Source organism: Natronorubrum halobium (genome assembly GCF_051351675.1).
Taxonomy (GTDB): domain Archaea; phylum Halobacteriota; class Halobacteria; order Halobacteriales; family Natrialbaceae; genus Natronorubrum.
Genome location: NZ_CP195595.1, coordinates 497,105 through 509,315, shown reverse-complemented (window position 1 = coordinate 509,315; position 12,211 = coordinate 497,105). Strand labels below are relative to the sequence as shown.

Genomic DNA, 12,211 nt, shown 5'->3' with positions numbered 1-12,211 from the left:
TGGGTATCCGACGGTCGTCTCGGGTTCAGCGATCCGACGGCTTCGGACCGGCGGTGTGATCTCGAATCGGTATGTCGGGTCCCGTCTTTTTTGCCTGCGCGTGGTATGGCTCGTATGGCCGACTGCTCCGAACTCGGTTCGGCGGTGAGGATCGAGCGATGACCCGCTACGACGTGACGCTCGTGCGAACTGACGGTCCGAACCACGCGATCGAGGTCGACGAGGGCGAGACGGTGCTCGATGCGGCCCAGCGGGCCGGTGTCCGACTCCCGTTCGACTGCCGCACCGGGACCTGCATCACCTGTGTGGGCCGGCTGATCGCGATCGAAGACGGGAAGACAGACTCCGACGACGGCGAGACGAATCACCCACTCGACGCCGCGGACGGGTTCACCTATCGACGGTTGCCGGAGGCGCTGACCGACCGTGAACGGGCCGACGGCTACGTCCTCTTGTGTATCGCCGCCCCGAGAGCCAACTGCCGCGTCGAGGTCGGCCCGCGGGTGCGCGCGGAAGTCGGCGACAGCCCCTGGGCGTAGCTCCCGTTCCCGTCGCGGTTCCCCGACCAGATTTATCCCCTTGCTCGTGGTCGGGAAACTTCATGAGTGATGTTAGCGCACCAGACGACGTGGAACCGGACCACGACCACGAGCATCATCACCACGAGGGGCCCGGCTACGCGACGCCGCAGGCCGCCATCGAGGAGGGCGATCGGGAGAAACTGGCCTACGTGATGAGCCTCTACGTCGGCACGGACGTCGACGCGTCGGACTTCGTCGGGGTCGTCGACCTCGATCCCGACTCGGAGACCTACTGCGAGATCGTCGACCGGATCGAGATGCCCGAGCGCGGCGACGAACTCCACCACTTCGGGTGGAACGCCTGCTCGTCGTCCTGTCACGTCGAGGGCCTCGAGCGGCGACACCTGATCGTCCCCGGGCAGCGCTCCTCGCGGATCCACGTGATCGACGCCGCGGACCGGCGGAACCCCGAACTGGTCGAGGTGATCGAACCCGAGGAGGTCTTCGAACACGACCTCTCGGCGCCGCACACGGTCCACTGCATCCCGGACGGCCAGATCCTGATCAGCATGCTCGGGGACGCCGACGGCGACCTCCCGGGCGGCTTCCTCGAGTTGAACGAGGACTTCGAGATCGAGGGCCGGTGGGAGCCGCCGGGCGAGATCGAGATGAACTACGACTACTGGTACCAGCCCCGCCAGAACGTGATGGTCTCGAGCGAGTGGGCCGCCCCCAAAACGTACTATCCGGGTTTCGACCTCGACGACGTCGAGGCGGGCAACTACGGCCAGAAGCTCCACTTCTGGGACTGGGAGGACGGCACCGTCGAGCAGACCATCGACCTCGGCGAGGAGGGGCTGATCCCGCTCGAGGTGCGGTTCCTCCACACCCCCGAATCGACCCACGGGTTCGTCGGGGCCGCGCTCTCGTCGAACGTCTTCCACTTCTGGAGGGACGAAGAGCGTGAAGAATACCGCGCGGAGAAGGTGATCGACTTCGAGAGCCGAGAGCACGACGACTGGGACATGCCGGTTCCCGCGCTCCCGACGGACATCCTGATCTCGATGGACGATCGGTACCTGTTCGGCTCGAACTGGCTCCACGGCGAGGTCTGGATGTACGATATCTCGGATCCTGCGAATCCGCGCCGAGCCGACTCGCTCTCGGTCGGCGGGACCTTCGGGGAGGTACAAGAGGTGCAGGGTCGCGAACTCGCTGCCGGCCCGCAGATGATCCAGCTCTCGCTGGACGGCGAACGGCTCTACTGGACCACCTCGCTGTTCTCCTCGTGGGACGACCAGTTCTACCCCGAGGAGGGCGAGCGGGGTTCGGTGATGCTGAAGGCCGACGTCGACCCCCGGAACGGTACGCTCGAACTCGACGAGGACTTCCTCGTCGACTGGGCGGACTGTCCCGAGGGGCCGGCCCGCGCCCACGAGATCCGCTGGCCCGACGGCGACTGCACGAGCGACGTCTGGCAGTGATCGGACGCTCGAACGCCGATCGGTCGCTCACATGACGACCCGCGACGCGACCCTCGAGTGGCCGGACGGACGCACGCGGACGGTCGCGGTCCGCGAGGACGAGACGGTGCTCGAGGCCGCCGAGCGCGCCGATATCGGCCTCCCGTTCGGCTGTCGCACCGGCGCCTGCGGGACCTGTACGGGACGACTGCTCGAGGCGTCGGGAGCGGAGACGGCGAACGGTGACGCCGGCGCGGACGACGTCGACGACGCCTTCGAATATCGTCGCCCGCCTCGAGCGCTGAAGGCTCGGCACCGAGAGGCCGGTTACGTGCTGCTGTGTATCGCCTCGCCGCGGACCGACTGCCGGATCGCCGTCGGCGCGAGCGTCCACACCGAACTGGTGGAGAACCCCTGGAAGTGACGCGCCTCGAGCCGGTCGGCGACGATCCCCCGACTTCGCGGTCGAGGGGCAGTCAGTAACGTTAACGGGTGTGAGCGGCTACCCTCGAGTAATGTCTGTCGCCGACGAGGACGCGGAGAACCCGTACCTCCGGGATCCCCCGACCGACTTCGATCCAGTCGAGGAATTCTCCGAAGACGAGGCCCGCGAGCAGGTCGAACTGCTCCGGGAGGCGATTCGCGAGCACGACCGCCGGTACTACGTCGAGGGCGATCCGATCATCGCGGACCGAACGTACGATGCCCTCTTCACGCGATTGCAGGACTTAGAGGATGCGTTCGACCTCTCACATCCCGACAGTCCGACCAGAAGCGTCGGCGGGGAACCGCTCGAGGCGTTCGAGACGGTCGAACACGTCGCGCCGATGCTCTCGATCGACCAGAGCGGCGAGGCCGAGGACGTCCGGGAGTTCGACGACCGCGTGCGGAAAGAAGTCGGTGAGGTCCGGTACGTTTGCGAACCCAAGTTCGACGGCGTCTCGATGGAGTTCGTCTACGAGGAGGGATCTTTCGAGCGCGCCGTCACCCGCGGCGACGGCCGCGAGGGCGACGACGTCACGCGAAACGCCCGCACCATCGGCTCGGTGCCCCAGAAACTCCACGGCGACTACCCCGACTTTCTCGCGGTTCGCGGCGAGGTCTACATGCCCAAGGACGCGTTTCAGGCGCACAACCGCGAGCGCATCGAACGCGGCGAGGAGCCGTTCGCGAACCCCCGAAACGCGACTGCAGGAACCATCCGACAGCTCGATCCCTCGATCGTCGCCGAACGGCCGCTCGAGGTGTTCTACTTCGACGTGCTCGCGGCCAGCGATCTCGAGGACAGCCACAGCGCGGAACTCGAACGCTTCCCCGAGTGGGGACTGCGGGTCACCGAGCATATCGAGTTCGCGGACGACATCGAGGACGCGATCGAGTACCGCGACCGGATGCTCGAGGCTCGGGACGATCTGGGCTACGAGATCGACGGCACCGTCATCAAGGTCGACGACCGCGAGGCCCGCGAGGAACTGGGGCGAACGGCTCGCCACGACCGCTACGCGTTCGCCTACAAGTTCCCCGCCCGCGCGGAGGTCACGCCGATCGTCGACGTAGCGGTGCAGGTCGGTCGGACGGGCCGTCTGACCCCGGTCGCCCTCCTCGAGCCGGTCGACGTCGGCGGCGTGACGGTCTCTCGAGCGAGTCTCCACAATCCGGACGAGATCGAGTCGAAGAACGTCAACGTGGGCGATACCGTCCGCGTCCAGCGCGCCGGCGACGTGATCCCCTACGTCGAGGAGGTCGTCGAGAAGGGCAGCGAGGGCCATTACGAACTGCCCGATCACTGCCCGGTCTGTGGCAGCGCCGTCGAGCGCGACGGGCCGATCGCCTTCTGTACCGGCGGGCTGGCGTGTGACGCGCAACTCCGCCGCTCGATCGAGTACTACGCCAGCGACGACGGGCTGGATCTCGAGGGACTGGGCGAGAAGAGCGTCCGTCAACTCGTGGACGCCGGCTTGCTCGAATCGGTCGCCCACCTCTACGAACTCGAGCGCGAGGAACTGACCGATCTCGAGGGCTGGGGCGAGACCAGCGCCGAGAACCTGCTGTCCGAACTCGAGGACGCTCGCGAACCCCCGCTCGCCGACTTCTGCTCGGCGCTCGGGATCCCTCACGTCGGGCCGACGACGGCCCGCGAACTCGCCCGCGAGTTCGGGACGTTCGAGGCGTTTCGCGAGACGGCCGAGGACGACCCCGAACGGCTCGAGGGCGTCGACGACGTCGGCGAGACCGTCGCCGCACAAATTCACGAGTTCTTCGCCAGCGAGGCCAACGCCGAAGCGGTCGACAACCTGCTCGCGCACGTCTCGCCGCAGGAAGCCGATACAGACGCAGGCGGCGACGAACTCGAGGGTCTGACGTTCGTCTTCACGGGATCGCTCGAGGTCGTCACCCGCGGCGAGGCCCAGGAGACCGTCGAGGCTCACGGGGCCAACGCGACGGGCAGCGTCTCGGGGAACACGGACTACCTCGTCGTCGGCGAGAATCCGGGACGGACGAAACGCGACGACGCCGAAGCGAACGACGTGCCGATCGTCGACGAGGACGAGTTTCGGGAGTTGCTGGGAGAGTACGGGATCAACCTCGAGTGAGCGTCGCGTTTCTGTCTCCCTTCGAACGACGTCGTGGGCGGTCCGGGTCGCATCGTTGTCGAAACTCTCGGCCAAACGGATGGGGTTCCGACGGTTTTAGTACCGACGACCGTGATGGGAGAGCACCGTGTTGACTCTGCTCAGGCGGTTACGTGACGTCTCTCGTCCGAGAGCGGTCGGCTCCATCACCGTCGGACACGGGGTCAACGAGTTCTTCGCGATCGTGATCCCGCCGATCATCCCGCTGCTCGTCGCGGATCTCGGGATCACCTACGGGCAGGCGGGGTTCCTCGTGACCGTCTTCTTTCTCATGTACGTCGTCTTCCAGCTCCCCGCCGGCATGCTCGCCGACGTAATCGGGAAGGAACGCCTCCTGGTCGGCGGACTGTTCGGTATGGCGGCCGGGATCTTTCTGGCGAGCGCCGCGACGAGCTACGAAACGCTGCTCGTCGGCCAGACCATCGCCGGGATCAGCGGCAGCGCGTTCCACCCGACCGGAATGGCGCTCGTCAGCGACTACGAGAGCGAGGCGACCGAAGGGAAGGCGATGGGCGTGTTCGGGTTCGGCGGCGCGCTCGGGACGATGTCCGCGCCGGTCGTCGTCGGCGGCGTCGCCGCGGTCGCGGGCTGGCGACTCGCCCTCGGTACCGGCGTCGCGATCGGTCTCGTCGTCAGCTGTCTGGTAGTCTATCTGTTCGTCACGGCAGAGGATTCGAGCGACGCGGATCCGGAGTCAGCGGACGGCCCTCGGGCCGACGGCGGTGAGTCCCGGCCGACGATCCGCCAGGCGATCCGATCGGCGGACCTGTCGTTCGATCTCACGATCACGAAGAGCGTCGTCGTCCTCTTTTTCGTCACGCTGGTGTTGTCGATGCAACACCGGGCGATACAGACGTACACGACCGCCTACGTCGCCGCCGAGACCGGAACGTCCGCGTCGGTGGGAAACATCACGTTCTTCGCGCTCCTGGTCGGGGGGAGTCTCGCCTCGCTGTACGCGGGTGACCTCGCCGATCGGTTCGATCGGGTCGCGCTGGGTATCGGCGCCTCGCTCGTCACTGCCCTGCTGGTCGCCGCGACGCTGGCGCTGGCGGCCGTTTCCGGCGGACTCCCGATCGGCGTCCTGACGGTAATTCTGGTGGTGTGGTTCGCCGTCATCGGCGCCGGAATGTACACCAGCTATCCCGTCAAGAACGCGATGATCTCCCAGCACGCCGACACGGCCTCGAGCGGGAGTCTGTTCGGCGTCATCCAGACCGGATCGGCCATCGGCAGCGCGAGCGGACCGGCGGTATTCGGCGTCCTCTCGACCCGGTGGGGGATCGTGGCGGCGTTTCCCGCCATCGCCACGGTGAGCGTCGTGTTGGCCGCCTCGTTCGCGTTACTGTGGATCACGGGCGACTGATCGTGAACCGGTGGCGTTCGAGCGCGAACGCCGGTTACGGGACAGTTTTGATGCGTTAGACGGATCCGTGACTCTCCGACCGAACCCGGCTACGGGTCGGCGGGAAGTCGATCGGCGATCGACCGAACCGCCTCGAGTCCCCGTATCTCCTCCTCGCGTTCGGGCAGCGTGACGACCTCGAGGCCGGGAAACGTCTCGCGAATCTCCGAAACCCGCTTCGCGTGCCGCTCGTACCGGGACTGACAGCGCGAACAGCCCTCGTCGGGGTCCTCGAAGACGCGGTTCACGACGAGTCGATCGACCCGCACCTCGGCGTCGCGGAGCGTCTCCACCAGCCGCTCGGATTCGGCGATGGCCATTCCCTCCGGAACGAGGACGACGCGAAACTCCGTCCGTTCGGGATCGGCCAGCAGGTCGCGAGCGCGCCCGAGTCGGGCCTGAAAAGCCTCGAGGCTCTCCTCGCCGTCGGTACCGCTGCCGGTCATCATCGACATCGGGCCGAACACCGCCGACTTGGCCGCGGTGCCGATTCGGCTGGCCTGCCCGCGCAGCGACTGGAGGGTCTCGAGGACCGGCCCCATCACCTCGGGCATGTCGAACAGCCGGAGGGTGTGGCCCGTCGGCGCGGTGTCGAAGACGACGACGTCCCACTCGCCCGAGTCGACGTACTCGACGAGCAGGTCCAGCGCGGCGACCTCGTCCCCGCCGGCCGGTGCGCCCGACGCGAAGATCCGTTCGACCTCCTCGTCCGAGAGGCGGATGCCGGCGCTGCGGAGGTCCGCGGCGAGCGCCGTCGCCAACTTCTCGTAGCGTTCCCGCTGGGTCTCGGCGTCGATCTCGACGGCCCAGAGGCTGCCGCCCGCGTCGAGTTCGAGGCGCTCCTCGTCGGTCGTCTCGGGGCCGGGTCCCACCTCGAGTTCGCTCGGCTCGGGTCCGACGTCGGCCTCGAGCGAGTCGGACAGCGAGTGGGCCGGATCGGTCGAGACGATCAGCGTCCGGCGGCCCGCGTCGGCCAGTCGGAGACCGGTCGCCGCCGCGCAGGTCGTCTTCCCGACCCCGCCTTTCCCGCCGTAGAAGATGCAGTCGGTCACGGACTCGCGTACGCGCGGCAGATACCTAAACCGAGTGCCAGCTATCGAGGAGTATCCTCACTGGCGGCCGGAAGTACCCGGTAAGCGGACTCGAGGCGCGAAAATATCGCACGTGACTGCCGAGATCGGTCGTCAGAGGTCGACGCGATCGAACCGGTAGAGCGCGATGGCGAGCGGAACGACGATCCAGAACAGCAGGATGACGAACGAGAACCAGTCCTGCAGATAGAACGGAACGCTACCGCCGAAGAACTCCGCTTGCGCGTCGAGCGCTTCCTGATCCAACTCGGCGACGGAGGTCACGAGCGAGAGGACGTTCTGGTAGGCGTTACCCGGATCGAGCATGTCGATGAAGTACGCCCAGTTCGGTCGCCGTTCGAAGCCGTTGACGGTGACGCCCGAAATCCAGTCGCGGCTCATCATCAGCTGAACGGCCAGCTGGATCGAGCCCCAGACGAGGTAAAACAGGAGGAACACGCCGAAACAGCCTACACCGGCCTTGGTCGTCGATCCGTACAGCGACGAGATCGAGACGGCGATACTCGTGTACGCGACGGCGTAGATGATCGACATCGCGAGGAGCCCGGCGTAATCGACGATATCGAAGGAGCCGAGCAACGCGGCGACGACGACCGCGGCCATGACGAACCCGGCGATCAGCGAGACCGAGAGGACGGCCGATCGGCCGATCAGCTTTCCGAGCAGCACGTCCTTCCGTGAGTGGGGCAACGAGAGCAGAATCTTGATGCTCCCGGTCTCTCGCTCGCCGGCGATGGCTTTCCAGCCGAGCACCAGCGCGATCAGGGGGATCACTACCCGCGTCATCTGATAGACGATCCCGACGAGCGCTTCCGTCGTCTGACCCTGTGCTGCGATATCCTCGCCGAAGTACGAGAGCAGTCCCGTGATCCCGACCAGCAGCACGAAGAAGAAGACGCTCAGTCCCCAGAACAGCCACGACCGGACGGCGTCCTGAAAGTCCTTCTTCGCGACCGCACGGACGCTCTCGAGATTGACCGAACTCGAGGTCGACGCCGACCCCGCTCCGGTTCCGGATTCGGTGCTCATCGCGCTTCCACCTCCGAACCCGTCGTGTAGGACTGGAAGACGTCTTCGAGCGAGGCCTCGCGCGTCGTGAAGTCCTGGACCTCGATGCCGTGGTCCTCGAGTTCGCTCAGCACGGCGGTCTTCGAGCCGTCGACCTGCACGACCAGCGTCGGCGGGTTCTGTCCCTCTACGACGGCGTCGTTGACGTCCGGCAGCGACCGGACGGCCTGTAGCGCGTCGTCGTCGACCCGGTCGACGGTGACCCGCAGGCTCGTCCCACCGCTGACGGAGTCGCGCAGTCCGGAGACGGTGTCGACGGCGACCATCTCGCCGTCGCGGAGGATGCCGACGCGGTCACAGACCGCTTCGACCTGCTCCATGATGTGGCTCGAGAAGAACACCGTCGCGCCGCGGGCGTTCTCCTCGCGGACGATCTCTCGCATCTCACGGGCCCCGTTAGGGTCGAGCCCCGTCGAGGGTTCGTCCAGGATGAGGAGGTCGGGTTCGCCGACGAGGGCCATCGCCAGCATGAGTCGCTGAGACATCCCCTTCGAGTAGCCGCCGGCCTTCTTGTCGATGGCGTCGGCGAGGTCGACGCGCTCGAGCAGTTCCCGCGGATCGTCGTCGGTATCCTTCGAGTCGATGGCGAACTCGAGGTGTTGGCGGGCGGTCAGGCGATCGTAGGTCTCGACGCCCTCGGGGAGGACGCCGGTCCGCGAGCGAATCTCGCGACTGTGTGCCTGAGCGTCCATCCCCAGTACCTCCACCCGACCGGCGGTCGGCCGGATGAAGTCCAGAATGACGTTGATCGTCGTCGATTTGCCGGCTCCGTTCGGACCGAGAAAGCCGAAGACCTCGCCCTCTTCGACCTGAAACGAGAGGTCTTGGAGTGCGAGTTCCCGACCGTAGGACTTGGTCAGGTTGTCGACTGTGATAGCTGGCATGGCTGTGTGCTCTCACCGTTCGCCGATAAGAGTTGTTACTTCGTCGTATTGATATTCCGGTCCGTCCGGAGGAACAAACTGTCACTCGATCGGTCACCTCGGTCGAACGCGATGCGGGCCGTCCGCGTCGTCTCCGCTATCGGCTCGCAGTCGTCGACTTCGAAGTCTATACCGGTTCGTCGGGATCGTACTGTTCGGCGGTCCGTTCGGCCTCCGTGGCGTACCGTTCTCGAGTCGCCTCGTCGGAGACCGGCTCGAGTTCGGTTTCGGGGACCTCCGTCGCCGCGGTGACGTCGGCACCGGTCCGCAGCGACGTCGAGGAGCGCTCCCGTTGCTGGTAGCGCGAGCCGTCTGGCGTCGCGTAAACGATGGTCACGAGATTGCGGTCGTCGAACGTTCGTTCGACCAACCAACACCGGATCGTCGAGTCACTCATACCCCGTCGTTGGGGATCGAGACTCGAGAATGTACCGTGTCGAATGGTACCACGTAGATTCTCGATTTGCGCAACACGGCGCGAGCTACTTGCCGGTCGGTGAGAAACCTCGAGACGGGATGCTCGGAGTCTGGAGCGAGCACGTCGACGAGTTACTGTACGAGGGCGAACGCGTAAAGCGGCGCGTCGACCTCGAGGCCGCGACGATCGTCGTGACGAACGATCGCGTCCTCGTGTTTACGGAGGGCGGCGACGGACCGAACTACTGGACCGTCGAGCGGCCGAACGTCGCACGCGTCTCGGTCGAGACCGCGGATTCGCTGGCTCCGCTCGTCTGGGGAACGATCGTCCTGTTTCTCGCCCTGGGCGTGTTGCTCGTGGCGATGACCTACGATCTCGCCAGTATCGTCGACGGCTTCGACGTCGAAGACACGACGGGGATCACCGGCGGTGCCCTCGAGACCATCGAGACCCTGCTCACGGTGCTCGATCTGACCGTCCTCGCGATCGGGATCCTCCTGACACTGATCGCCGCCGGGTTCTTCGTCCGGTACGTGCAGTCGCGCTCGCGTCGACTCCTGCTCCGGGTGAGCGGTGACGACGATATCTCGCTCCCGATTACCGACGCCGATCTCGTGAGCGACCGGGAGGTCGACCTGCAGGAGGCGATCGCGCCGGGTCCGGGTCCCGTGGATACCGATGCCGTCGTCGAGGCCGACGCGGAAGGAACCGGCGAGACTACCGGCCAGCGGACGGGAGATGCCACTTCCGCCGACGAGACCGCTGTCGACGCGGAAGACGACACGCCCGCTGACGAGACGGATGCCGATATCGGCGGCGCGGACACGCCCGTCGCCGAGACCGATACCGACGCTCTCGACGACGCCGAGGAGTCAGGCTGAAAGCCACTGACGTCCTAGGGCCGCCGATGAACGCCGAGGAGGTTCGCGACCGAGCCGGATCGTTACCGCGCGAGCCCGGCGTCTACCAGTTCCGGGCCGACGACACCACGCTCTACGTCGGGAAGGCGGTCGATCTCCGGAGTCGCGTCCGATCGTACGCGGATCCGCGAAGCGCGCGCATCCGCCGGATGGTCGACCGCGCCGAGGAGATCGAGATCGCCGTCACCGACACCGAGACGCAGGCGCTGTTGCTCGAGGCGAACCTGATCAAACGCCATCAGCCCCGATACAACGTCCGACTCAAGGACGACAAGTCGTACCCGATGGTCCAGTTGACGAGCCACGAGGCCCCGGGGATCGAGATCACCCGCGACCCCGACGAGTCCGCGACCGTCTTCGGCCCCTACACGAACAAGAGACAGGTCGAGACGGTCGTGAAGGCACTGCGGGAAACCTACGGCATTCGGGGTTGTTCGGAGCACAAGTACGCGGGCCGCGACCGACCCTGTCTGGACTACGAGATGGGGCTCTGTACCGCGCCCTGTACCCGCGAGATCGACCTCGAGAGCTACGCCGAGGACGTGACCGCGGTCGAGCGCTTCCTCGAGGGCGAGACCGGCATCCTCGCGGACCCGCTGCGCCGGGAGATGGAGGGCGCAGCCCAGAAGCAGAACTTCGAGCGCGCGGCTAACATGCGGGATCGACTCGAGACCGTCGAAGCCTTCCACGGCGAGGGCGGCGAGGCGGTCCAGACGCGGAGCGACGAACGCGCCGTCGACGTGCTCGGGGTCGCCATCGAGGGCGAGGACGCGACCGTCGCCCGCCTGCGCGCCGAGACCGGCAAACTGGTCGACCGGGATCGGCACACGCTCGAGGCACCGGGCACGGACGTCGGAGAGAGCGGGACCGACGAGGGCGGCGTCCCCGCCGTCCTCGCCGCCTTCATCGTCCAGTACTACGCCGAGCGCGACCTGCCCGACGCCCTGCTCCTGCCCGAACGCCACGGGGACAGCGAGGTCGCCGCGTGGCTCGAGGCCGAAGGCGTCTCGGTCCGCGTGCCGGGGGCCGGCCGGGAGGCCAAACTGGTCGAACTCGCGCTGAAGAACGCCCGCCGGAACGTCGGCGGTCGCGACGAGTGCGGGATGCTCGCGGACGCCCTCGAGATCGACTCGGCACGGCGAATCGAGGGCTTCGACGTGAGTCACGCCCAGGGAAAAGCGGCGGTCGGCAGCAACGTCACGTTCGTCGACGGCAGCGCCGAGAAGGCCGATTACCGCCGGAAGAAACTGACCGATCAGAACGACGACTACGATAACATGCGGACGCTACTCGAGTGGCGCGCCAGCCGCGCCGTCGAGGGGCGAGACGATCGGCCGGACCCCGATCTGCTGGTGATCGACGGCGGCGAGGGCCAACTCGAGGCCGCACGGGACGCGCTGGCCGCGGTTGGCTGGGACGTCCCCGCCATCGCGCTGGCGAAAGCCGAGGAGCAAGTCGTCACCCCGGATCGGGTGTTTTCGTGGCCCAGCGACGTCCCGCACCTGCATCTCCTCCAGCGGGTGCGCGACGAGTCCCACCGGTTTGCGGTTCAGTACCACCAGACCATTCGGGACGAGGTGAAGACGGTGCTCGACGACGTGCCCGGCATCGGTCCGGAGACCAGAAAGCGGCTGCTGGGTCGGTTCGGGAGCGTCGAGAACGTTCGCGAGGCGAGTCTCGAGGACTTAGAGAGCGTCTCCGGCGTCGGGGAGAAGACGGCTGAAACCCTCAAATCACGATTGTGAGCGGTACGCCGTCGGCCCCGAACT

Annotated in this window: 11 protein-coding genes; 7 read left to right on the top strand and 4 right to left on the bottom strand. The window is 66.6% G+C overall.

Annotation, left to right across the window (positions count from 1 at the left end):
• The first annotated feature begins 158 nt into the window (after positions 1–158).
• The 5 genes from ACSFC7_RS02480 (at position 159) to ACSFC7_RS02460 (ending at position 5,983) form a co-directional block, all read left to right on the top strand.
• The gene (locus ACSFC7_RS02480) at positions 159–539 is read left to right on the top strand and encodes a 2Fe-2S iron-sulfur cluster-binding protein (RefSeq protein ID WP_436346184.1); all 381 of its coding nucleotides are present in this window, start codon (positions 159–161) and stop codon (positions 537–539) included.
• Positions 540–601: 62 nt separating this feature from the next.
• Entirely contained in the window at positions 602–2,005 is a 1,404-nt protein-coding gene (locus ACSFC7_RS02475) for a selenium-binding protein SBP56-related protein (protein WP_436346183.1), read from the top strand.
• A gap of 31 nt (positions 2,006–2,036) precedes the next feature.
• The gene (locus tag ACSFC7_RS02470; RefSeq protein WP_436346182.1) at positions 2,037–2,408 is read left to right on the top strand and encodes a 2Fe-2S iron-sulfur cluster-binding protein; all 372 of its coding nucleotides are present in this window, start codon (positions 2,037–2,039) and stop codon (positions 2,406–2,408) included.
• A 91-nt stretch (positions 2,409–2,499) separates the two neighbouring features.
• Positions 2,500–4,578 carry an NAD-dependent DNA ligase LigA gene (gene ligA, locus ACSFC7_RS02465; protein WP_436346181.1) on the top strand — a complete coding sequence of 693 codons (2,079 nt, stop codon included), beginning with the start codon at positions 2,500–2,502 and terminating at the stop codon, positions 4,576–4,578.
• A gap of 127 nt (positions 4,579–4,705) precedes the next feature.
• The gene (locus ACSFC7_RS02460) at positions 4,706–5,983 is read left to right on the top strand and encodes an MFS transporter (protein ID WP_436346180.1); all 1,278 of its coding nucleotides are present in this window, start codon (positions 4,706–4,708) and stop codon (positions 5,981–5,983) included.
• A gap of 89 nt (positions 5,984–6,072) precedes the next feature.
• On the opposite strand, the gene ACSFC7_RS02455 is transcribed toward ACSFC7_RS02460, so the two are convergent.
• The 4 genes from ACSFC7_RS02455 to ACSFC7_RS02440 all read right to left on the bottom strand — a co-directional run bounded on the left by ACSFC7_RS02455 (position 6,073) and on the right by ACSFC7_RS02440 (position 9,501).
• Positions 6,073–7,074, bottom strand: coding sequence for an ArsA family ATPase (locus tag ACSFC7_RS02455; RefSeq protein ID WP_436346179.1), 1,002 nt, complete (start codon positions 7,072–7,074; stop codon positions 6,073–6,075).
• Between the two features lie 132 nt (positions 7,075–7,206).
• Positions 7,207–8,142, bottom strand: a complete 936-nt coding sequence (locus tag ACSFC7_RS02450; RefSeq protein ID WP_436346178.1) for an ABC transporter permease — start codon at positions 8,140–8,142, stop codon at positions 7,207–7,209.
• On the bottom strand, positions 8,139–9,065 hold the full coding sequence (locus ACSFC7_RS02445; protein ID WP_436346177.1) for an ATP-binding cassette domain-containing protein: 927 nt from the start codon (positions 9,063–9,065) through the stop codon (positions 8,139–8,141). The genes ACSFC7_RS02450 and ACSFC7_RS02445 overlap by 4 nt, the downstream gene beginning before the upstream one ends.
• A 166-nt stretch (positions 9,066–9,231) precedes the next feature.
• Positions 9,232–9,501, bottom strand: coding sequence for a hypothetical protein (locus tag ACSFC7_RS02440; RefSeq protein ID WP_436346176.1), 270 nt, complete (start codon positions 9,499–9,501; stop codon positions 9,232–9,234).
• A 119-nt stretch (positions 9,502–9,620) separates the two neighbouring features.
• On the opposite strand from ACSFC7_RS02440, the gene ACSFC7_RS02435 reads away from it, so the two are divergent.
• Positions 9,621–10,403: a hypothetical protein gene (locus ACSFC7_RS02435; RefSeq protein ID WP_436346175.1), complete on the top strand. Its 783-nt coding sequence runs from the start codon at positions 9,621–9,623 to the stop codon at positions 10,401–10,403.
• Positions 10,404–10,429: 26 nt separating this feature from the next.
• Positions 10,430–12,187 (top strand): excinuclease ABC subunit C, encoded by a 1,758-nt coding sequence (locus ACSFC7_RS02430; protein ID WP_436346174.1) that lies wholly within the window; start codon positions 10,430–10,432, stop codon positions 12,185–12,187.
• Positions 12,188–12,211 lie beyond the last annotated feature (24 nt).

Bases quoted from the DNA above. Each gene is read 5' to 3' on its own strand.
- ACSFC7_RS02445 (WP_436346177.1), bottom strand. From the start codon at position 9,065: ATGCCAGCTATCACAGTCGACAACCTGACCAAGTCCTACGGTCGGGAA.
- ligA (WP_436346181.1), top strand. From the start codon at position 2,500: ATGTCTGTCGCCGACGAGGACGCGGAGAACCCGTACCTCCGGGATCCC.
- ACSFC7_RS02480 (WP_436346184.1), top strand. From the start codon at position 159: ATGACCCGCTACGACGTGACGCTCGTGCGAACTGACGGTCCGAACCAC.
- ACSFC7_RS02440 (WP_436346176.1), bottom strand. From the start codon at position 9,501: ATGAGTGACTCGACGATCCGGTGTTGGTTGGTCGAACGAACGTTCGAC.
- ACSFC7_RS02430 (WP_436346174.1), top strand. From the start codon at position 10,430: ATGAACGCCGAGGAGGTTCGCGACCGAGCCGGATCGTTACCGCGCGAG.
- ACSFC7_RS02475 (WP_436346183.1), top strand. From the start codon at position 602: ATGAGTGATGTTAGCGCACCAGACGACGTGGAACCGGACCACGACCAC.
- ACSFC7_RS02435 (WP_436346175.1), top strand. From the start codon at position 9,621: ATGCTCGGAGTCTGGAGCGAGCACGTCGACGAGTTACTGTACGAGGGC.
- ACSFC7_RS02450 (WP_436346178.1), bottom strand. From the start codon at position 8,142: ATGAGCACCGAATCCGGAACCGGAGCGGGGTCGGCGTCGACCTCGAGT.
- ACSFC7_RS02470 (WP_436346182.1), top strand. From the start codon at position 2,037: ATGACGACCCGCGACGCGACCCTCGAGTGGCCGGACGGACGCACGCGG.